We start from the raw sequence: 20590 nt of genomic DNA on the forward strand, positions 1-20590 counted from the left end.
AGATGAGACTATTGCACAGTGACAACAGTTCCATTGTAATCTTGACCCAGGCTGGCCAGCCTTGCATCCGCTATATAGGTCCGCGTTTGGCGAGCACGGTGACCGAGTCTGAGTTGCGTTGTATCCTGTCCGAGCCCTTGCCGAATGGCGCTTTGGACGATCGACCGCAGATTTCCGTTGCCAGCACCTATGCCGATCCGACCTTTATGGAACCGGCGCTAAAAATCCTCTGCCAGGGCCGCCACTGGGCCCCGCAATTCCAGCTGCAAGACGAGTCTGGTAGCGCAGAGCACATTGAATACCGACTCCTGGACCCTAAAACTGGCCTACTCTTGGTGTGGCGACTGGGAGTTTGTGCTGAGAATGATGTGTTTACCCTCGACTGCCAGTTTGAAAACACCGGTGCAGACCCGATTGCCATCGTGCAGTGGCTCACCACGCTGCCAATCCCCAAGGCAATGAGTGCGGTTAAGGCGTTCACCGGCCGCTGGGTGCATGAGTTCCAACCACAGGATTGTTCGATTCCGTTAGGTGTCCTAGAGTTTAAAAATATTAAGGGCCGTTCGTCACACGATCATTTCCCCGGTTTATTGATCGCGGATGCGCAGTTGAATGAACACTCGGGGTCTTGTTTTGGTTTCCATCTCGGCTGGAGCGGTAACCATTGCCAACGGGTCGAGCGCAGCCAAAACGGCCTGACGCAATATCAGGCCGGTATTGAACTGATGCCCGGTGAGTTAGAACTCACCCCGGGAGGGCGCTTTCAGGCGGCCCCACTCTACTTCACGCACACTGAACAGGGTTTGGGTGGCATCGCGCAGAATTTCCAGCGTTTTGTGCGGGCCGAGATTCTCCGCTTCCCCAGTGACCGGCCGCGCCCGGTGCATATCAACACCTGGGAGGCGATTTACTTCGACCATCGCCAATCGGAACTCGACGCACTGGCAGCGGCGGCTCAAGACTGTGGTATCGAGCGGTTCGTCCTCGATGATGGTTGGTTTACCGCCCGGCGCAACGATAGGGCCGGTCTCGGCGACTGGGTTGTTGATACCGAGGTGTATCCAGACGGATTGCACCCACTCAAAGACACCCTGGCCGCACATCAGCTGAGCTTCGGTCTCTGGTTTGAACCGGAAATGGTTAATAAGGATTCCAATCTATTTCGTCAGCACCCCGATTGGTTGCTGCAATTGGATGATCTGACCCAAAGTTCCGGTCGTAATCAATGGGTACTGGATATCAGCCGCGCAGAGGTAACCGACTATCTGTTTAACCAGATCGATACTCTACTGCGTGAATATCCCATCGAATATATCAAGTGGGACATGAATCGAGATCTGTCCCAGGCCGGTAATGGCCAAGGCCGACCGGTTTATCACCGCTATGTGACCAGCCTCTATGACCTGCTGGCGCGGCTTCGGGCGGCCCACCCGAGCGTAGAAATTGAATCCTGTGCTTCAGGGGGCGGGAGAATGGATTATGGCATCTTGCGGCATACCCAGCGGTTTTGGTTAAGCGACTGTAATGACGCCAACGAACGGCAAACCATGCAGCAGTGGGCCGGCCTATTTTTCCCCAGCGAAGTTCTGGGCAGCCACGTTGGCCCAGATAAGAGCCATACCACCTCGCGCTCGCACGCACTCGCTGTGCGCGCCGGTACTGCATTGTTTGGCCATATGGGTGTGGAATGGGACGTCCGTGAAGCCTCGGGAGCGGACAGAGAAGCGCTTACACACTTTATCGGCCTCTACAAAGAACTGCGCGGGCACATTCACAGCGGTATTCGGCGCCCATTGCAAACGCCGGATAAACACCAGATTGGTTTCACCGTTGCTTACCAGGACGGCCTTTTGGTCAGTGTTTTTCAACAGACGATGCCGGAGCTGGCCACACCCGGGCCCCTACTGCTACCGATGCTCGATCCCCAGGCTCGCTATCGGTTACGCATTTTGATTCAGCCTGAACACGCCAATCATCTGATGAAACAGCCACCCGACTGGTTGGTTGCCGAAAACTTGGAGCTTAGCGGTGAACTACTGCTGCGCTGCGGGTTGGCGTTACCGGTACTCGATCCGGAATCCTTATTGGTACTGCAACTTGATCGGGTGCCTGATTAAACACCACCGGCGAAAGCGCTCTGTGGTGGCAAGAATTTGGTCTTTTTGACTGGACCAATTGACGAGGTTTGGAAGACCTACAAAAAACTTCCGCAACGAAAAGTTCGGAGCTGCGGGCGGCTGATAAGGCGTCTGCAAACCCGAAACAATAAGAGTGGCTTTTTCGTCACCCAACAATAACAAAGGACGATACTATGACGCTAAAAAAACTTGTCACCTCAGGTGTCTTGGGCGCAGCAATGCTCTCGCAGGCCTATGCCGGCACTCTGGTGATCAACTCAAATCAATCGGATCCAGCGCCTAAGCAAGCCTGGGCTGACATGATTGCTCAGTTTGAAACTGAAAATCCGGATATCGATGTTAAGGTCAACCAATACGATCACGAAGGTTATAAGAGCGTGCTGCGTAACTGGTTAGTGACCTCGCCACCGGACGTAGTATTTTGGTTTGCTGGCAATCGGATGAAGTTTTTCGTTGATCTTGGACTCTTTGAAGACGTCTCCGATGTTTGGGCCAATGAAGGTCTCAACGACAGCATGTCTTCTACCAAGGCCTCGTTATCTGTCGACGGCAAGAAGTACGGCGTGCCTTACTCTTACTACCAATGGGGTATCTACTACAACAAGGGCATATTCGATAAGTTGGGTCTGAGCGAGCCGCAAACGTGGGATGAATTCATCGCCGTCTGTGACGCGTTAAAAGCCAATGCCATTACACCTATTACCATCGGTACCAAGTACCTGTGGACTGCCGCTGGCTGGTTTGACTACCTGAATATGCGCACCAATGGTTTGGATTACCACATCGATCTGATGGACGGCAAAATCCCTTACACCGATGCGGGCGTGAGAAACACCTTTGCCAACTGGAAGCAGCTGGTCGATGGCGAATACTTCCTAGAGAACCATGCATCTTACAGCTGGCAAGAAGCTCAGCCACCGATGTTTAATGGCGAAGCGGCAATGTACTTGATGGGCAATTTCTTAACCCCTAACTTCCCTGAAGGTATGGATTTTGATTTCTTCCCATTCCCCATTATCGATCCATCTATTGGTCGATATGAGGATGCGCCAACTGATACCGTGCACATCCCGTCACGCGCTAAAAACAAAGCTGATGCTCGTAAGTTCTTGGCCTATGTCGCACTGCCAGAGAACCAAACCAAGCTCAACATGGCTTTGAATCAGCTGCCACCGAACAAGTACGCCACAGCAGCAGACAACAAGTTCCTGACCCAAGGCAATGAAATGCTCGGTTCGGCCGATGGTACCGCTCAGTTCTACGATCGGGATACCGATCCGGCGATGGCATCAGAAGGCATGAAAGGCTTCCAGGAATTCATGGTTCACCCTGAGCGTCTAGATAAGATCTTGGATAACTTAGAGCGTGTGCGTCAGCGCATCTTCAAGTAATCTAAAAAAGTTTCAACGTAATAAGCAAGAGGTGGCCTAGGCCACCTCTTTTTTTGTCTGCGATTTAACCGCCTCGGCGACCCATGTCAGCATCTAGAGGGCCTTAGCCTGGGCCTCATCGACAACCGTCATACGTTGGCCTTGTTGGGCTGACTGATGCGCCAGCGCCAGTAGATGGATCGCCAATATGGAATCATCGATGGGGACTGGCGATTGCGCACCCTGTTCCAGGCAGAGCGCAACCTGATGCCAAAAGGCGCCATAGTTACCCGGTTTGGTGGTGACTAACTTACTCTGATGCGCCTGATAAAGGATGCCCCAATGCTCATCGGATTCCTGCCCCCAACGCTCATCGAGTAAATCTTCACCCAGTTTCAGGGCACTTTCTTGAACGTCTAGGCCAAACTTCACGAAGGAGCCCTCGGTGCCTTCCAAGGCAAAACGCGGATTGGGACCGGCGCCAAAGCTGCTGCTACCCAAGACCACCTGAAGCGACTCATAGTCGAGCCATATCTCAAAGTTATCATCCACCTCGGCCCCGTCGCGCAGGCAGCGGATATTAGCGGTCAGGGTCTTCGGGCAACCGAACAGGGCAATCGCCTGATCGATTAGATGAGGCGCTAGATCCCAAGTAATACCGGTACCCTGGCCCTGTTGCTCGCGCCAGCGTGAGCGCACCTCGGGTCGGAAGCGGTCGAATCGACTGACCAGGCGTTTGACCTGACCGACCGACTGATTATCGATCAGGCCCTGTATGGTTAAAAAATCGCCGTCCCAGCGTCGGTTTTGAAACACGATCAATTGCCGCTCGCATTGCGCGGCTAAAGCCTTGAGAGTTTCGGCCTGCGCCACCGTAAAGACAAAGGGTTTCTCGACGATCACATGACAGCCCTGCTCTAGGCAGTATTTTGTCTGCTCGAAGTGGGCGTGGTTGGGTGAGGTGATCACCACCAGGTCCAAGGTGTCGAACGCCAGATCGGCGAGATTTTGGACCACCGCAATCTCAGGATGGGACAGATGAAAGGCATCGGGTTTCGAGGTCACCATATGGGACCATAGAAAGCCCGGTTCCATCTGCAGATACGGGATATGAAAGGTTTGCGCCGAAAAACCATAGGCCACTATTGCCGTACGAATCATATAGCCTCTTACCCACTTAGGGTCCAATGTGAAAATGAATGTCTCGTTTTACTCTACCATTAGGATTTGCGGCGCAACAGTTATTCACTGCGATAAAGAGTAACAACAATGTTACCTAGGTGCGCTGGGTACCAGCGCCGCGATCGCCCACTGGACCCCAGTCGGGAGGCGCTCTATGATCGATCATTGCAGCACTATTTCATGGCCGATGCACAGCCCGGTCGCCTCAGTACGCTAAATGGGTTTATACCAATGACATCTGACCATCCTAAGGCCTTGCTGCTTTCCGGTTATCACGCGCTCAGTCAACAAGCATGGGCCGAGTTTTTAGTGCACAGTTGCACCCATTACCAATGGCAAACCATCGCCCTGCCCGCGCGTTTTTTTGCCTGGCGCATGCGCGGTGCGCCGCTGTCTCTCTCGGCCCAAAACGATCCCTTGTTACACCAACACTATCAACTCTTGGTAGCGACCTCATCGATAGATTTAGCTGTGGTGCAGAGTATTTACCCGACGTTACGCCAAGTGCCGAGCATACTGTATTTTCATGAAAATCAATTTGCCTACCCGACCGACAATCAACCCAAGGCGGTCATCGATTGGCAGATGGTCAACCTCTATGCCGCCCTGCGGGCCGATGCCTTGGTATTCAACAGCGACTATAATCGCCAGTCCTTTCTAAGCGGTGTGGCCGCCTTGATGAAAAAGCTGCCCGACCTGGTACCCCAACACCTCTGTACCGGCTTGGCGCACAAGGCCCAGGTTATGCCGGTGGCCATCGCCGCGCCGCGCCCTGGCCGGGCGCAAGAGCCAACCGGCGCGACGTGGCGCCTGCTGTGGAATCATCGTTGGGAATGGGACAAGGGTCCGGAACTGCTCTTGGCGATCGTGGCACAACTGGCGGCATGCAACTTTCCCTTTAAACTGATCTTAACCGGCCAGCAGTTTCGCACCATCCCTGCCGCCTTGCGCGAACTCTGTGCGCGCTTTCCAGATTATCTTGAGCAGTCTGGCTATATTGAATCGCGCGAGGATTATCGCGCGCTGTTGCAGCACTGCGATATCGTCTTATCGACGGCGATTCATGAATTTCAGGGTATCGCGATTATGGAGGCGGTCAGCCACGGTTGTGTCCCACTGCTACCAGATCGGTTGAGCTATCCGGAATTTTTTGCTCAGTCTTATCGCTATCAGCACAGTGATAGTATCGAGCAGCAGGCCGCCAGTGCGGTCAGCCGGCTCCAGGCCTGGCGCGCACAGGGCCTGCCGGAGGTGCCAGATTTGAGTGATTTTTATCAAGCCCGTTTGGTTGAGCCGTATCGGCAGTGTTTCTCTGCCGAACGCCTCGCCATTGCCTCGATCTAAACATTAAGCGCGTCGGTCAGGCTTTAGGCGAGACGCCAGCGCACAGCTTGACCGGCAAAGAAGGGCACCAAGGATTCGCCGTTCGACAAGGCAATGTCATCCGGCACCTGCCAACTGTCCTTGACCAGGCGAATGCTGTGGCGGTTGCGCGGCAGACCATAGAAGTCGGCACCGGAATGACTGGCAAAGGCTTCCAACTTGTCGAGTGCACCGAGATCCTCAAAGACTTGCGCATACAGCTCGATCGCACTCCACGCGCTGTAACAACCGGCGCAGCCACAGGCGTTTTCTTTTTTGGCTTTTTCGTGCGGTGCCGAGTCGGTGCCTAAAAAAATCTTCGCTGTGCCACTGGCGACGGCTGCCTGTAAGGCGCGTTGGTGAGTATTGCGTTTCAACACCGGCAGGCAAAAGTTGTGCGGGCGAATGCCCCCCACCAGCAAGTCATTGCGATTGAGCAGCAGGTGTTGCGGTGTCACGGTGGCGGCAACCCGATCGGACGCCTGGAGCACAAAGTCGACGGCATCGGAGGTGGTAATGTGCTCCAAAACCACCTTTAAGCCCGGGTTTCGATCGACAATCTGCGTTAGATGGGTGTCGATAAAGGCCTTTTCCCGATCAAAAATATCGATATGCGCCTGGGTGACCTCACCGTGCACCAAAAGCAGCATGCCTTGGGCCTGCATGGTCTCGAAAACCGGTTGCAGGGCCGCCACCGACTGCACCGCCGCCGAAGAGTTGGTGGTCGCGCCAGCCGGATAGAGCTTGGCCGCTACCACGCCCATGGCCTTAGCCTGAACAATATCATCTGGGGTCGTCTGATTGGTTAAGAACAGCGTCATCAGCGGCTCGAACGTGCTGCCCTCGGGCCGGGCGGCAAGGATGCGTGCGCGATAGGCCTGGGCCATCGCACCGGTGGTCACCGGTGGGACCAGGTTGGGCATCACCACGGCGCGCTGAAAACAACGGGCCGTCGCCGGTACCGTTTGCTGTAGCATCTGGCCATCGCGAAAATGCAAATGCCAGTCGTCTGGCGCTAATAAGCTAAGTTCTTCAGTCATCTTGGCTTCGTTTCCTGCCCTGAGGTTAGACACATGCCCACACTTAGCGGGCTTTTAACAATTCTTTAAGTTCTAAAAGCTGATCGCGCAAGGCCGCAGCCTGCTCGAATTTCAGATCGCGGGCCAGCTTATGCATCTGATCCTCGACCTTGGTCATCTCCTTGGACAACTCCGCCACGCTCATCTGCATCAGCGTCTTAGCGGCTGATTCGGAGATCGCTTCAACCTTATTCTTATTACGCGCCATCTTACCTTTGCGACCCGGCGCTTGCGGTGTGCCGTCGATCAACTCGATGACCGATTTCTGCAAAGCAGTGGGCGTAATGCCATGGGCCAGGTTGTGTGCCACCTGGGCATCACGGCGGCGATCGGTTTCGCCGATAGCGCGTTCCATGGAGCCGGTTATCCGATCGGCATAGAGGATGGCCTTACCATTGAGGTGGCGTGCGGCTCGCCCCATGGTTTGAATCAAGGCGCGATCGCTGCGCAAAAATCCCTCTTTATCGGCATCGAGAATGGCTACCAATGACACCTCGGGCATATCCAAACCTTCCCGTAATAGGTTGATGCCAACCAGCACATCGAATACCCCGAGGCGCAAATCACGGATAATCTCGACCCGCTCCACGGTATCGATATCCGAGTGCAAATAGCGCACCCGGATGCCGTTGTCTTGCAAATAATCGGTCAGATCTTCAGCCATGCGTTTGGTTAGGGTGGTAATGAGTACCCGTTCCATCACGGCGGTGCGCAGACGAATTTCTTCGAGCACGTCATCGACCTGGTTGGTGGCCGGACGGATTTCAATGGCCGGATCGATCAAGCCGGTCGGTCGCACCAACTGCTCGGCCGTTTGTTGTGAGTGCTCGGCCTCATATTTGCCCGGCGTGGCCGAGACGTAGACCGCTTGCGGTGCGGCCCGTTCCCACTCTTCGAAGCGCATCGGCCGATTGTCGAGTGCCGAGGGCAAGCGGAAGCCATATTCAACCAGCGTCTCCTTGCGCGACCGATCGCCCTTATACATGGCTCCGATCTGAGAGATAGTGACGTGGGACTCATCGACAAACATTAGCGAGTTTTTCGGGAAATATTCATACAGGGTCGGTGGTGCTTCACCGCTGGTGCGTCCGGATAGGTAACGAGAATAGTTTTCAATGCCGGTGCAAAAACCCAATTCGCGCATCATTTCCAGATCGTACCGAGTACGCTGCTCCAGGCGCTGCGCCTCGACCAATCGATTTTCCTGTTGAAGAACGGCCAGCCGTTCCTTGAGCTCAACCTCGATCGATTCGGCGGCATTGAGGATGGTTTGTTTCGGCGTGACATAGTGGGTTTTGGGATAGATGGTATAACGGGTAAGCTTTTGCAGCACTTCGCCGGTGAGCGGATCAAACAGACTCAGGGCTTCGATCTCCTCGTCGAATAACTCGATGCGGATGGCTTCCATTTCCGATTCGGCCGGATAGATATCGATGATATCGCCGCGCACTCGGTAGGTCCCGCGACCGAACTCTATGTCGTTACGGGCATATTGCAGCTCGGCCATGCGGCGCAGCAGGTCGCGTTGATTGACCGTATCACCACGGCGCAAATGCAGCACCATGGCCAAATAGCTCTCCGGTGACCCGAGACCATAGATGGCTGACACCGTGGCGACGATAATGGTGTCTTGGCGTTCCAATAACGCCTTGGTGGCCGACAGACGCATCTGCTCTATGTGTTCGTTAACCGATGAGTCTTTATCGATAAAGGTATCCGAGGACGGGACATAGGCTTCCGGCTGATAATAGTCATAATAGGATACGAAATATTCCACGGCATTATTGGGAAAAAACTCACGGAATTCGGAGTAGAGCTGGGCGGCAAGTGTCTTGTTATGGACCATAATGATGGTCGGGCGTTGCATCGCTTCGATCACCTTGGCCATGGTGAAGGTCTTACCCGACCCAGTCACGCCGAGCAATGTTTGCGCCGACAATCCAGCCTCGAGGCCTGAAATTAACGTGGCGATAGCGGTTGGCTGATCGCCTGCCGGCTCGTAGTTGGAGACGACCTTAAACGGCTTCATGAACGGTCCTATTAATAAAAAAGAGTTCGGGTTTATGCCCAAACTCTGAGGTCAAAAGTACTGCGCACTGTCGTTTAGCTTACAGAACCGTTGCGATGGCCCGGCAGACGCTATCAATATTCTTTGACGACAAGCCCGCTACGTTGATCCGACCAGTGCCGACCATATAGATGGCAAATTCCTCGCGCAGGCGGGTGACCTGCGCGGGCTTAAGGCCGGTGAAGGAAAACATACCTTTTTGCGTAGTGATAAAACTGAAATCCCGATCAACCCCTAAGGCATGGAGTTTTTCGACCAATAACAAACGCAGCGTCCAAATATGCTCACGCATTTCTCGGACCTCATCGATCCACTGCTGCTTCAAGACCGGATCGGCCAGCACGGCGGCGACAATCTTGGCGCCATGTGCGGGCGGATTCGAGTAGTTGGAGCGGATAATACTCTTGACCTGACTGAACGCGTCATCGGCCACAGTGCGATTGGAGGCAACCAGAGTAAAGGCCCCGACACGCTCATTATAGAGGCCAAAGTTTTTCGAAAAGGAACTCGCCACCAATAGCTCGGGCACCTTCTCGGCAAAGATACGCAAACCAGCAGCATCTTCATCAACGCCGACCGCAAAACCTTGGTATGCAAAATCAAACAAGACGATAAAACCGACTTTTTCGGCCAAGCTCGCCAGCTGCTGCCATTGCTCAACGGTCGGATCGATTCCCGTGGGATTGTGGCAACAGCCATGGAATACGACGACGTCGTTGCTTCGGACCTGTTGCAGATCTTCGAGCATGCCGGCAAAGTCGAGACTCTGGGTCTCGGCATCGTAATAACGGTAGCTCTTAACGCTTAGATTGGCACTGGCGAAGATACTGTTGTGGTTGCCCCAGGTCGGGTTACTGACCCAGATCGTTTCGACATCAAGCTGGCGCGCGACAAAATCGGCGGCCACCCGCAATGCCCCGGTTCCGCCCGGGGTCTGGGCCGTTCGCGCCAGTTGATTGCTAATGATATTATGCTCTGGAGCAAAGAGCAGCAGCTGCACCTGACGGCCATATTCAGCATCGCCACTGATCGCCAAGTAACTCTTAGTGGTTTCACTGTCCAACAACCGCTGCTCGGCTATTTTGACCGTTTTAAGAATGGGTGTCAGACCGTCTTCATTTCTAAACACGCCCACCCCTAGATTGACTTTCTCGGGTCGGGGGTCGGCATTAAAGGTGTCGGTCAACCCCAAAATAGGATCGGCTGGTGCTTTTGAGACTCGTTCAAACATGACATAACCCTACTGTTGTCGGTATTCTTGACGATGGAATGGCGAAGGCGTTACTTCACCAGTGTAAAATATCGATTCTGCCCGCTCACGGGACAATCGAAAGACAATTCTATCGCCCGCAGGCGCAATCCCATAGCATCTTCATCCGCGCTGCCGTAAACCTCATCACCCACTATAGGGTGCCCCTGGCCGGCCAAATGGCGCCGTGCCTGCTCTGGACGGCCGGTGACTAACCAGATATCGATCACACTGCGGTCGGGCCGGGCATCATAACGGATTTTACGGATTCGCGTTTGCGCCGGCTGATTGTCAAGCGGCGCTACTATAGCCAATTCCTCCGGTGTCTCGCCACCTACATCGGCGCGATAATGCACCATGGCATTATGAAAACCGTCGGGATCGAAGGTTTCCGAAAACGCCAAGGCGGCTTTACGGGTATGGGCCAAGACCACCAGCCCGGTGCTCTGATAGTCGATGGCGCTGATCCAAAAGTTTTCTCGTACCGGTTTGAACTGAAAATCCAAGGCGCGACAAAACGAGTTGGTGTCGCCGAAATCGGTGCCATCAAGCGTCATGCCCGCCGGTTTATTCCACACCGAATATTGGCCCGCATCGTGGAGCAATTCCGGGATGATCGGTTTGGCCGTCAGGATCGCTTCATCGTAAAAGATCTCAATTTGCTCGCCAACAAAAATATCGGTCATGGCCCGGCGAATTCTCTGTCGATCGCCCGCCAAATTGACCCGCCAAACGCCACCCTTGTTCATCAGGTCCTTGAGCCGAGTTTTGGACAAGTTCACATTCGAGAGTAAAAAATCGATCGCGATTTGCGGATCGCCCGCTTCGACTTCCAGAACTGCATCAATTTCCATTTTTTTGAACGCCTTAAAATTTAATTTTATTGGTCAGTTTGTTGGCTTCATTCTTGAGTTTTTTGGCCACGGCTTCTGTAGCCTCGGCCTCAGCCCGGCTTTTCTCCACCTCGGCCGCTTGTTGCGCGGCATCCAACTCGGCCTGCACTTGCGCCTGCATGGCCGCCGCTTCGGCCTGGGCCTTTGCCTTGACGGCCTTGACCGCATCACTGGCCGCGCGCTCGAGGCGCTGTTGTTCATTACTGAGTTTTTCGTCCAGCGAGCGAACTTCTGCGGCCACTTGCTGTTCAAAGTTGTTGATCTGTTGTTCTGCCGCAGCACGCTTATCGGTTAGCTGGGCAAAGGCGGCATCAGCAGGTTGGCGTAAGAGCGCGACTTGACTCGCCAAGGCGCCCTTCATCGCCGCCGACCAGGCCTGATATTCCGCCTGGGCGACAACGCGCAATGCCGCACTGAGCTGGGTATCTAAGTCAGAGGCGACCGCTATGCTCGGCTTCTGCAGGGTACCACTGAGTTTGAGGTCGACGCGAAAATCATCGACGGTTTTTAATGCCGCGTGCAGATACGCAGCGGCCTGCCCTGGCTCGACAACGCTAAATCGGTTGTGTGGGAAGCGCACTGACACCAGTCCACTGAGGCGGCCATCGACTGCTTTGATCTGGCCGCTGATATTGGCCGGTTCCGGCGTCCAGGATAGATTCGTACCGGCCATGCTGATCTGCCGCGCGGCGAACACCAGGCCGGCACCCTCTAGGTCAAAGGTATCGACCCGTTGGTCATCGATTAGATCCATTTGTCCCGTGACCCGCAAGTTGGCCGCCTTGGGATCGCCCCCGAGTAGCTGAATATGGACCGGTTCGGTCGCATTGGTGCGACCAGACGCCAGGTCGGTGAGCTGCAACTGCCAAGGCCATTGGTCGACTGCAAAGGACAATAGGCTTTTATCCAACTGAAAGCGTGCGCTCGGGTCGGGGTGCTCAAAGCGTACAATTTGGTTGGCGAGCCGCTCAACGGGATCCGCTTGCGGGTCCGCTTCGGACTGCAACCGGACGATCCAAGGCTTGGCTTTGGCCAGCCAATATTGGGCCTGATTGATCTTGCTGAAAAACGCCTCGCCCAGCAACAGCTCGGCGACCTTATAGGCGCTGTTGGCGTTGAAGGGGTAATCGGCCTGCAAGCGCGCCCAATCCGCCGCCGGCCCGGCTGAAATAGCCTTTAGGGCCGCTTTACCGTCGCTAACGGCGTTGTTCATTGACGCTTTAAGGGTTTCGATGCGCAGCTTGTCTTGGGCCATATCGGTGCTCAGCGCACGGATGATAGCCTGCGATGCTTTAACCTCGGCGATGGAATCCAATGGCATGGCTTTTAAGGCGGCGATGCGCTGCTGATATTGGCTCAAGGCTGCCTCACCGGGTAGATCGCTGACCGACGCCTCAAGCGTTGCTTGCCCTCCTGTTAAGGTACTCAAGGCGTGGGCAACCGCATCCTGAGTGGCGCGGGTTTGCTCACCCGCCAGAGTCGAGGGACTCGGTAGGCCCTTGCCAAGCGCGCTGGCTTTGCGTTGCGCGGCCTGGGCTAGGCCATTTGATTCGCCGCCGGGCAATGCACTGGCGACCGGCGCCAATAGAGCCGGGCGGGCGCGCGGCACGTTGGTCTGAACATCGCTGACCACTAGGTCCTTGATGCGCACATTGCCGAGGAATAGCTGCAGGAAATTAATTTCAACCTTAACCTGCGACAACACCAAGGCGTTATACCCTAGGCTGTCCGGATCGGCGATTTCGATGCCCTCGAGGTTGAAACCTAAGGGACTGAGCGTGAAGTCGACCTGAGCCACATTGACTTCGGCGCCGTTGAGTTTCAGGCCCGCCGACTCGATGGCCGATTTTAACCAACCGTCGAGAAACACCATCCCGAGCAGCATCAATAGCCCGGTAAAGACGATAAAGCCGATGGAACCGCTCCAACGAAAAACCTTCATCACACGCATCCTTAGTCGTTAACTCGTGCATAGAGTTGGTACCAACGAGATCCCTTGAGCAACTGCACGAGCTTGAGCTTATTGAGCCACGGCATGAGCGACGCTCGGTAGCGAGTAATCGCCCAACGCAGCAACAGCACGGTCGGCGCAAAGGCTAACAGCGTGACGATCAGACTGCCCAGAGTGATGGACCGGTTGAAATGCAGCACCTGCCAAATATCCTGTTGGTAGAGGTTGGTCCAAAACCCATTGAGGCTGGCCTGGGTCAACCAGTAGAGGCCGATCTGGTGAAACCAAGGATCGAGTAGATAGGCCAACCCGGTGAATAGGGCCCAAAACAGAAAGAAGCTGGCCAAGTGAACGCGCAACACAAAAGCCAGGAGGAGGATAACTAAGTTGTGTACCGACCAGAGGGGCGTCAAACCGATGACCATCGCTAGGGCGCCAGCCAGGGCAATTTGCCAGGGGCCGATGTCCGAGTTCAGTGCTTTAATAAGCTTCAATATCATGCTGATCATAGTCCGCCACCTGTGCTTTGGGTCGGTTTACTGCGTAGGGTCTTATTGATGATATGGGCGGCAGCGGTCAGGCCGAAACTGGCCGTGACCATCATCGAGGCGCCAAATCCCGTGGCACAATCGAGTCGGACACTGGTGCCGCTGGGCGGCTTGGTGGCGCAGACGGAACCATCTGCCTGAGGGTAGACCAGCTGCTCACTTGAGAACACGCAGTCGACGCCAAACTTGCCCTTCTCAGCACTGGGGAAGCCATACTCGCGCCGCAACACCGAACGGGTTTTGGCAGCCAGCGGATCGTGTACGGTCCGGCTCAAGTCGCTGACCTGAATCTGGGTCGGATCGGTTTGCCCACCGGCGCCGCCGGTACTGACCAAACGAATCTTGTGCCGGCGGCAATGGGCAATCAAGGCCGCCTTGGCCTTGATGCTGTCAATCGCATCGATAACGCCATCGACATCGTCCGATATCAGCGTCGCAAGATTGGCGGGGGTAATAAAGTCCGCCACCGGCGTCACGCGACAGTCGGGGTTAATCAAACGTAACCGCTCGGCCATGGCCTCAACCTTGAGCTGACCGACCGTATCGCTTAGGGCGTGGACTTGCCGATTGATATTGGACACGCAAATATCATCCAGATCGATAAGCGTAATATGCCCCACCGCGGTGCGCGCCAGGGCTTCGGCAGCCCAACTGCCGACCCCGCCAATGCCGATTACGACGAAGTGGCTCGCAGCCAGTCGTTCGGTGGCGGCCCGACCATAGAGTCGTGCGGTCCCGCCAAATCGTTCCGATACATTCATTTAAAAGGGCTTCCAGAGCGCAAACTAAAACAACAATGGCTTAAGTATAACAGGACGGAATTTTTCCCGTAGTGGCATTTTTTACTAATTGTGCGCAGAATGCCTGCTAAATTCAAAAGTTACCGCAGCTGGAGCAGTCTTATGTTTGGACCGGTGGATCGAGCAGGCACCCATGCCTATAAGTGGGAGCGCGATAAGGGCAAAAATCTGATTCCCCTGTGGGTCGCCGATATGGACCTGGCCAGTCCGCAAGCCATTGTCGACGCGTTAAGCGAGCGGGCTCGCCATCCAATCTACGGCTACACCCATCCCTGGCCCTCACTAAACCAATCGGTCGTTGACTGGTGCCAACAAGAATATCACTGGGCCATTGAGGCCAATTGGATCGTCTGGATGCCCGGCGTGGTACCGAGCTTTAACCTAGCCTGCGATCTGCTAGCCAAAGGTGGGCGAGTTCTGGTGCAAACACCAAACTATCCGCCGATGCTCCAGGCTGCAGAACGCCAAGGCGGCCAAACCGTCACCTTGCCGGTGCATTGGCACAACGACGGCTGGCAACTCGATTGGACCCAACTCGAAGCGGAAATGGCGCACCCGGATTGCCATCTGTTTATGCTCTGTAATCCGATGAATCCCAATGGCGCGGTGCTGAGCGCCCTGGATCTGGCTAAAATTTCGGCCTTATGCCAACAGTACGATGTGCTGGTGTGCAGCGATGAAATACATTGCGACCTGATCCTCGATCCCGTGCAACACCATCCGGCCGGCTCCATTGCGGGTTTGGAAGACATCAGCATCACCCTGATGGCGGCGAGCAAAACCTTCAATGTTGCGGGTTTAGGCTGCTCCTTTGCGATTATTGCCAACCCCCGGTTACGCGCCGACTGGCAGCAGCGCATGGCCGATTTGGTGCCCTACCCTAATTTCATGGGCATGATCGCCGCCGAAGCCGCTTTTAGCAGCTGCAAGGGCTGGCACACTCAATTGCTCAGCCATTTGAAAGGCAATCGGGATTTGATCGATAGCCGTATCAATCGCCTCGAGGGTTTAGTTTATCGGCCCCAGCCGGCAACTTTCTTGGCCTGGATCGAGAGCACTCAACCGGGCCTGGCACTCGATGAGCACTTTATCAAAGCCGGCCTAATGCCCAGTGAAGGCAAGTTTTTTGGCCAGGCAGACAATTCGCGGCTCAATTTCGGTACCGACCGGGCCACGCTGGAACGCGCAATGCAGCTGTTTTCCGACTATTGGCAGCAAAATAGGCCCTGGGAATCTTGACGCCTTAGTCCGGCCATGAAAAAAGGTGGCTGGCCCCTTGGGCCTGTTTTCTGCCAAAATAGGCCCATTCCCTCTTATCAGTAGACGCATAGATTGCCATGACCCTGGAACCTGAAAGCCTTATCGAACTTGCCAACACCACCATGCCCTTTGGTAAATATGCCGGTCGGCGCCTGATTCAGCTGCCCGAGGCCTATTTACTCTGGTTTGCCAATCAGGGTTTTCCCGACAACCGGTTGGGCAAGTTGATGGCCCTGGCGCTGTTGATTAAAACAGAGGGGCTCGAAGCCTTACTGACCCCCTTGACCAAACCACTCATGCCCAAGTCCGATCTGATCCAATGACGGAAGCGCTTTTTTGGCAACAACGACCCGTCAAGCTGACCTACAGTCAACGTAAAACCATTGCCTTACACGTCAAAGATAACCAAATCGAAATTCGCGCGCCGTGGCGCACACCGCACCTTTTTGTCCAAGACTTCCTTGCGACCAAGACTCTCTGGCTGGAGAAGACCTTGGCGCAGCAAGAACTGCAGCTGCGCCAGCAGGTCGATTATCGCCAGGCCAGTCAGATCCCCTTTATGGGTTTTAACGTGCAATTGATTCGCACCGACGCGGTCAGCGCAAGTTGGCAACTTGATGAAGCCGGTCTAAGATGTAATGTACCAAGTACATCGGATAACGCGCTATTGCCCCTACTCAATGACTTTTACCAGCAACAGGCAAAGTTCTGGCTGGTTAAGAAAACCCATCAAATAGCCGATCAGCTCGGCCTGCGTGCGCGCTTGGCTGATATCGGTTTGCGCAAGACCAAGACCAAGTGGGGCCACTGCACTAACCAGGGGCGGATTCAATATAACTGGCAAATTATGATGGCGCCGGAATCGGTGATTGATTACCTGGTCGCACACGAGGTATGCCATCTAGAGCACCTGAATCATTCCAGCGCCTTTTGGCAATTGGTACACCGGGCCCACCCAAACTACGTCCAAGACCGCCGCTGGCTGCGCGACAATGGCCATCGATTACGCGTGGTATAAGGAGCATTTATGTTGGATCGGCGCCGTCGACGTACCGACTATCTGGAAGTTCTGTTACGCACTGCTGCGTCATTGGGCTGGCTGGCGATATTTGGCCTGCAAATTTTATTCTGGGTCGCGGCACCGGAGCTCGATACCGGTATCGTGCGCTATCATGGCATCGAAATTCGCCATCATTGGCAGGCCCAATGGGTCCAGTGGCTGCCCTTATCGTTGGCCGCCTGCACCCTATTCACCCTATTGGCTCTGGGCGTCCGGCCGTTCCGTTCGCGCCGGCGAAGCGATCCGAAGCGAGTGCATCTGGTGATCCTACTCGGCTTAACAGTGATCGGCTATGCGGTCTATTGGATGCAAATACTCGGCAACACGGCCTAACGGGCAATCGGCAACGCCATGCTAAAGCGGGCCCCGCCTAAGGGACCGTTGCCAATCTGCAACTCCACCCTATAGCTGGCGAGTATATCGTTGACCATGGCCAAACCGATACCATGCCCGGGCTGAATGGTGTCGAGGCGCTTACCCCGTGTCAGCACCTCGACACGAGCCAGCTCGGACAGACCCGGGCCATCATCATCAACATGGACTAGCACCACGCTCTGGGTGTCCGGTCGCTGTTCATAGCTCACACCGATCACTGAGCGGCCATATTTAAAACCGTTTTCAATCAGATTGCCCAATACTTCTAAAACATCGTTACTGTCCATGGCGACAAACAGGGTTCGGTCCAGTTCCGGTATATCCAAGACCTTGTCTTCGCTCCGATAAGCCTTTTCCAGTGCACTTGCCAGGCGCACAACGACGCCATGCAGGTCGCAGCGCTGGCCTAACACAGGACCGCTGCGGGCATCGGTGACCGCCCGTTGCAATTGGTAGCGGACTATTTGGTCCATTCGATCGACCTGTTCATTGAGACTGCTTTGCTCCCCGGCGGACAGGGTACGGATCACGCTCAAGGGCGTTTTTAAACTGTGGGCCAGATCGGCCATGGCCTTGCGATAGCGTTCGCGCTGGTGTTGCTCGGCTTTAAGCAATTGATTCAGACTGTCGGTCAAGGGGGTGAGTTCGGTAGGGTAACGGCCAACCAATTGATCGGCATCCCCGCTACGAATTCGATTTAGATGCAGCGCCAGTTGCCGCAGCGGCTTCAGGCCCCAGGCGGTAACCAGAAACATTAGCGCCAGCAAGGCCACGGAGGCGGCACCGAGGCCGCCCCATAGTTGCCGCCTAAAGGTTTGGATCGAGCGATTATAGGGCCCGGCGTCCTCCAAGACCCAAAACTCGAAATAACGATCCTGCCCGGTAGCATCCTCCCAAACAAAGCCATTGCGCTGGTAAACATAGCCGCCATAAGCGCCGAATTCTTCACCGCCGGGGACCAGGCTGGGTTTGGCCCGCAACCACGCCAGCTCGCTAAACCATTCGCTCGATTGACTTTCCCAGGCGGATTGACGATTGGCATCAAGGACAATGCCGATTAGACCGGATTCAGGCGCATTAAAGCGTTCCTCCCGCAAGATGGCTGGCAGCGATAGGGTAATGTCATCGAGTTCGGCAAGCGAAAGCAGATTAAACACGCGAATAAACAAGCGCTCGCTCTGCCCGGCGAGCTGACTGTTGACGAAGGCACGATCGAGCGCCAAACCGGTCAAGCCGAGAAAAAAGCTCATCAGCAGTGCGGCCGAGATAAGCAGCCGACGGGTCAGGGAAAAGGATCCCGCCGCTGTCACTGGGATAGAACACCTGCCATATTAAATCGGTAACCCAAGCCACGCTGGGTCAGGATCGGATTTCGCACACCCTCCGGGTCGAGCTTTTTTCGCAAGCGACGAATAAAGACTTCAATTACATTGCTGTCCCGGTCGTAATCCTGAGCATACAGATGGGCGGTTAATTCCGTTTTTGAGACGACCTTGTCCTTGTGAGTCATCAAGTATTCCAAGGTATTGTATTCATAGCTGGTCAACTCAATGGCGTCACCAGCCACGCAGACGCGCTTTGCGGCCGTATCGAGCTGATAGATGCCCAGCTCTAGGGTGGCGCTCGCCATCCCCACACTGCGCCGTAATAGCGCCTTAACGCGGGCCAGTAATTCGTCAAACACAAAGGGTTTGGCGAGATAGTCATCGGCGCCACTTTCCAGGCCATCGACCTTGTCTTTCCAGTGACCCCGAGCGGTTAAGACGATAATGGGGAAGGTCTGGCCAAAGCGCCGTAACGCCCGGATAAGATCCAGGCCGTCCATCTCCGGCAGACCCAAGTCGATAATCGCTAAATCATATTCGGTTTCTTGACCTAAAAACAGGCCCTCCTTGCCGTTCATGCAGATATCGACGGCAAAGCCTTCCTTGCGGAACCCGGCGCGCAGATGCTCGACCAGGCCTTGCTCATCTTCGATGATCAGCAGCCTCATGATAATGCCTCCAATTCCTTAGCATCTAACGGCATACCCGTCTCTGGGTTGACGTCGACTGTCTTGATGCGCCCACCGGGGATCAGCACCCGGAGCTGATAGAACCAGCTATTGCCGCTGCGCTGGATGATCTCGACCTTGGCCACTCGGCCCTGGTATAGGCATTCTATGGCCTTAACAATCGATTTTTCGGTGCTCAAGGGCAGTTTCTCACCGGTGCAAGGATGTAGACCCTGGCGCGCGGGGTCGTCAGCAGACGCCATCAGCGCCAAACCCATCGAAAAAAGTAACCCTGCTATTATCTTTATCATCTCGCCCTCAACGCTTCGATTTACCGCAAAGTGGGCTGCACCTCCACTCTTAACTCAACGTAGCGGCCGGGATGCTGCGCAGTGCGCATCAAAAACTCCCGGCCATTGTAGCGATAGAGCACCTCATAACCGATCAACTCGCGCTGCTCGGTACGATAAGTGGTATCGCAATATTCTTCAACTCGATACTGCACCGTGCCACCCCGGTTACGATCGATCTCACTGCCTAACACGCTGCCGATCACGCCACCGGCGAGGGCGCCCACTAGGGTCGATTCGGGCGAACGACCGGCGTTTGAGCCAACCTGTGCGCCAATGGCGCCTCCTATTATGGCTCCAGCTGTACCCCCATTCCGGCCTTCTCGATAGACCTCCACTTCCCGAATACGGCAGTTTTCAGTCAGGGTCGTGCGTCGATCCTCACCGCGGGAGCGATAATACCAAGTGCTTTCATAGATCGGTGTGGCACTGACCACTCGGCCTTCAACGTAAAAGATCTCGCTGGTGGCATCGATATAATCGACTGATCGGCTGGTTGTATAGGTTGCCCGGTTCTCGGCTTGCGCGCTAATGGTTACTAAGCCAAGGAGTCCGCTGGCAATTATAACTGGCAGTATCTTCATAGGTCATTCCTAGCGGTTAAATATGATTTCCACCTCATGATAGGGGCACCGCATGAACCAAAGCTGAACAGTCATTTGGCTGAGGTAGGATACCCGAAAGAGCTGAAATCAGACACCGATTAACGCCTATTGGGCTTGACATGGGTTCGAAATAAAGGCTGTAGTAGACAACTTAGAAAGATGCAAATAGTGGGATCCAAACTTACTAATAGGCTTCCGCCGCACCCCGTCTAGCTCTGCGGCGGGTGTCCACAATTTCTGTGGATAACTGTGTGGACAACCGCCGTATGGGGGTACCAAAGGGCCTATCTTTAACGCTACGGCAGAA

19 protein-coding genes are annotated in these 20590 nt (G+C 54.9%); 7 read left to right on the top strand and 12 right to left on the bottom strand.

Annotation, left to right across the window (positions count from 1 at the left end; all coding sequences use genetic code 11):
- Positions 1-2: 2 nt before the first annotated feature.
- Both AC4FIC_RS10765 and AC4FIC_RS10770 read left to right on the top strand, forming a co-directional pair.
- The gene (locus tag AC4FIC_RS10765) at positions 3-2117 is read left to right on the top strand and encodes an alpha-galactosidase (protein ID WP_100257581.1); all 2115 of its coding nucleotides are present in this window, start codon (positions 3-5) and stop codon (positions 2115-2117) included.
- A 194-nt stretch (positions 2118-2311) separates the two neighbouring features.
- Complete coding sequence (locus AC4FIC_RS10770; RefSeq protein ID WP_100257582.1) at positions 2312-3529, top strand: ABC transporter substrate-binding protein; 1218 nt, start codon at positions 2312-2314, stop codon at positions 3527-3529.
- A 93-nt stretch (positions 3530-3622) separates the two neighbouring features.
- Here the strand turns inward: AC4FIC_RS10770 and AC4FIC_RS10775 are convergent, their stop codons facing one another.
- Complete coding sequence (locus AC4FIC_RS10775) at positions 3623-4669, bottom strand: Gfo/Idh/MocA family oxidoreductase (RefSeq protein ID WP_100257583.1); 1047 nt, start codon at positions 4667-4669, stop codon at positions 3623-3625.
- Positions 4670-4921: 252 nt separating this feature from the next.
- Here AC4FIC_RS10775 and AC4FIC_RS10780 point away from each other — a divergent pair, with 252 nt between their 5' ends.
- The gene (locus AC4FIC_RS10780; RefSeq protein WP_476194274.1) at positions 4922-6034 is read left to right on the top strand and encodes a tRNA-queuosine alpha-mannosyltransferase domain-containing protein; all 1113 of its coding nucleotides are present in this window, start codon (positions 4922-4924) and stop codon (positions 6032-6034) included.
- Between the two features lie 23 nt (positions 6035-6057).
- Here AC4FIC_RS10780 and pyrC read toward each other — a convergent pair whose 3' ends face one another.
- The 7 genes from pyrC to tcdA all read right to left on the bottom strand — a co-directional run bounded on the left by pyrC (position 6058) and on the right by tcdA (position 14601).
- Complete coding sequence (gene pyrC, locus AC4FIC_RS10785) at positions 6058-7092, bottom strand: dihydroorotase (RefSeq protein ID WP_100257585.1); 1035 nt, start codon at positions 7090-7092, stop codon at positions 6058-6060.
- 43 nt (positions 7093-7135) lie between these two features.
- A complete protein-coding gene (gene uvrB / locus AC4FIC_RS10790; protein ID WP_273284884.1) occupies positions 7136-9160 on the bottom strand; it encodes an excinuclease ABC subunit UvrB in 2025 nt (674 codons plus the stop codon).
- 79 nt (positions 9161-9239) lie between these two features.
- Positions 9240-10430 (bottom strand): amino acid aminotransferase, encoded by a 1191-nt coding sequence (locus AC4FIC_RS10795; RefSeq protein ID WP_100257587.1) that lies wholly within the window; start codon positions 10428-10430, stop codon positions 9240-9242.
- A gap of 50 nt (positions 10431-10480) precedes the next feature.
- Complete coding sequence (locus tag AC4FIC_RS10800) at positions 10481-11302, bottom strand: pseudouridine synthase family protein (protein WP_100257588.1); 822 nt, start codon at positions 11300-11302, stop codon at positions 10481-10483.
- Between the two features lie 13 nt (positions 11303-11315).
- Positions 11316-13283: a TIGR03545 family protein gene (locus AC4FIC_RS10805; RefSeq protein ID WP_158524362.1), complete on the bottom strand. Its 1968-nt coding sequence runs from the start codon at positions 13281-13283 to the stop codon at positions 11316-11318.
- A gap of 11 nt (positions 13284-13294) precedes the next feature.
- Positions 13295-13801, bottom strand: coding sequence for a TIGR03546 family protein (locus tag AC4FIC_RS10810; protein WP_273284881.1), 507 nt, complete (start codon positions 13799-13801; stop codon positions 13295-13297).
- Positions 13798-14601 (bottom strand): tRNA cyclic N6-threonylcarbamoyladenosine(37) synthase TcdA, encoded by an 804-nt coding sequence (tcdA, locus tag AC4FIC_RS10815; RefSeq protein ID WP_100257591.1) that lies wholly within the window; start codon positions 14599-14601, stop codon positions 13798-13800. The genes AC4FIC_RS10810 and tcdA overlap by 4 nt, the downstream gene beginning before the upstream one ends.
- 141 nt (positions 14602-14742) lie before the next feature.
- On the opposite strand from tcdA, the gene AC4FIC_RS10820 reads away from it, so the two are divergent.
- The 4 genes from AC4FIC_RS10820 (at position 14743) to AC4FIC_RS10835 (ending at position 17293) form a co-directional block, all read left to right on the top strand.
- Positions 14743-15879 carry a MalY/PatB family protein gene (locus AC4FIC_RS10820; protein ID WP_158524363.1) on the top strand — a complete coding sequence of 379 codons (1137 nt, stop codon included), beginning with the start codon at positions 14743-14745 and terminating at the stop codon, positions 15877-15879.
- A gap of 98 nt (positions 15880-15977) precedes the next feature.
- A complete protein-coding gene (locus AC4FIC_RS10825; protein ID WP_227003660.1) occupies positions 15978-16223 on the top strand; it encodes a DUF3820 family protein in 246 nt (81 codons plus the stop codon).
- The gene (locus AC4FIC_RS10830; protein ID WP_100257593.1) at positions 16220-16918 is read left to right on the top strand and encodes a M48 family metallopeptidase; all 699 of its coding nucleotides are present in this window, start codon (positions 16220-16222) and stop codon (positions 16916-16918) included. Before AC4FIC_RS10825 ends, AC4FIC_RS10830 begins: the two co-directional genes overlap by 4 nt.
- 9 nt (positions 16919-16927) lie before the next feature.
- A complete protein-coding gene (locus AC4FIC_RS10835) occupies positions 16928-17293 on the top strand; it encodes a hypothetical protein (protein WP_100257594.1) in 366 nt (121 codons plus the stop codon).
- Here AC4FIC_RS10835 and AC4FIC_RS10840 read toward each other — a convergent pair.
- From AC4FIC_RS10840 to AC4FIC_RS10855, 4 genes are read right to left on the bottom strand one after another with little or no spacing between them, the layout of a single operon-like run.
- Positions 17290-18645: an ATP-binding protein gene (locus AC4FIC_RS10840; protein WP_100257595.1), complete on the bottom strand. Its 1356-nt coding sequence runs from the start codon at positions 18643-18645 to the stop codon at positions 17290-17292. The genes AC4FIC_RS10835 and AC4FIC_RS10840 overlap by 4 nt on opposite strands.
- The gene (locus AC4FIC_RS10845) at positions 18642-19328 is read right to left on the bottom strand and encodes a response regulator transcription factor (protein WP_100257596.1); all 687 of its coding nucleotides are present in this window, start codon (positions 19326-19328) and stop codon (positions 18642-18644) included. The genes AC4FIC_RS10840 and AC4FIC_RS10845 overlap by 4 nt, the downstream gene beginning before the upstream one ends.
- On the bottom strand, positions 19325-19639 hold the full coding sequence (locus AC4FIC_RS10850; protein WP_145980286.1) for a PepSY domain-containing protein: 315 nt from the start codon (positions 19637-19639) through the stop codon (positions 19325-19327). The genes AC4FIC_RS10845 and AC4FIC_RS10850 overlap by 4 nt, the downstream gene beginning before the upstream one ends.
- 20 nt (positions 19640-19659) lie before the next feature.
- Complete coding sequence (locus AC4FIC_RS10855) at positions 19660-20262, bottom strand: glycine zipper 2TM domain-containing protein (protein WP_100257598.1); 603 nt, start codon at positions 20260-20262, stop codon at positions 19660-19662.
- Positions 20263-20590 lie beyond the last annotated feature (328 nt).

Source organism: Reinekea sp. (assembly GCF_982785585.1).

Bases quoted from the DNA above. Each gene is read 5' to 3' on its own strand.
- AC4FIC_RS10765 (WP_100257581.1), top strand. From the start codon at position 3: ATGAGACTATTGCACAGTGACAACAGTTCCATTGTAATCTTGACCCAG.
- AC4FIC_RS10770 (WP_100257582.1), top strand. From the start codon at position 2,312: ATGACGCTAAAAAAACTTGTCACCTCAGGTGTCTTGGGCGCAGCAATG.
- AC4FIC_RS10775 (WP_100257583.1), bottom strand. From the start codon at position 4,669: ATGATTCGTACGGCAATAGTGGCCTATGGTTTTTCGGCGCAAACCTTT.
- AC4FIC_RS10780 (WP_476194274.1), top strand. From the start codon at position 4,922: ATGACATCTGACCATCCTAAGGCCTTGCTGCTTTCCGGTTATCACGCG.
- pyrC (WP_100257585.1), bottom strand. From the start codon at position 7,092: ATGACTGAAGAACTTAGCTTATTAGCGCCAGACGACTGGCATTTGCAT.
- uvrB (WP_273284884.1), bottom strand. From the start codon at position 9,160: ATGAAGCCGTTTAAGGTCGTCTCCAACTACGAGCCGGCAGGCGATCAG.
- AC4FIC_RS10795 (WP_100257587.1), bottom strand. From the start codon at position 10,430: ATGTTTGAACGAGTCTCAAAAGCACCAGCCGATCCTATTTTGGGGTTG.
- AC4FIC_RS10800 (WP_100257588.1), bottom strand. From the start codon at position 11,302: ATGGAAATTGATGCAGTTCTGGAAGTCGAAGCGGGCGATCCGCAAATC.
- AC4FIC_RS10805 (WP_158524362.1), bottom strand. From the start codon at position 13,283: ATGAAGGTTTTTCGTTGGAGCGGTTCCATCGGCTTTATCGTCTTTACC.
- AC4FIC_RS10810 (WP_273284881.1), bottom strand. From the start codon at position 13,801: ATGATCAGCATGATATTGAAGCTTATTAAAGCACTGAACTCGGACATC.
- tcdA (WP_100257591.1), bottom strand. From the start codon at position 14,601: ATGAATGTATCGGAACGATTTGGCGGGACCGCACGACTCTATGGTCGG.
- AC4FIC_RS10820 (WP_158524363.1), top strand. From the start codon at position 14,743: ATGTTTGGACCGGTGGATCGAGCAGGCACCCATGCCTATAAGTGGGAG.
- AC4FIC_RS10825 (WP_227003660.1), top strand. From the start codon at position 15,978: ATGACCCTGGAACCTGAAAGCCTTATCGAACTTGCCAACACCACCATG.
- AC4FIC_RS10830 (WP_100257593.1), top strand. From the start codon at position 16,220: ATGACGGAAGCGCTTTTTTGGCAACAACGACCCGTCAAGCTGACCTAC.
- AC4FIC_RS10835 (WP_100257594.1), top strand. From the start codon at position 16,928: ATGTTGGATCGGCGCCGTCGACGTACCGACTATCTGGAAGTTCTGTTA.
- AC4FIC_RS10845 (WP_100257596.1), bottom strand. From the start codon at position 19,328: ATGAGGCTGCTGATCATCGAAGATGAGCAAGGCCTGGTCGAGCATCTG.
- AC4FIC_RS10850 (WP_145980286.1), bottom strand. From the start codon at position 19,639: ATGATAAAGATAATAGCAGGGTTACTTTTTTCGATGGGTTTGGCGCTG.
- AC4FIC_RS10855 (WP_100257598.1), bottom strand. From the start codon at position 20,262: ATGAAGATACTGCCAGTTATAATTGCCAGCGGACTCCTTGGCTTAGTA.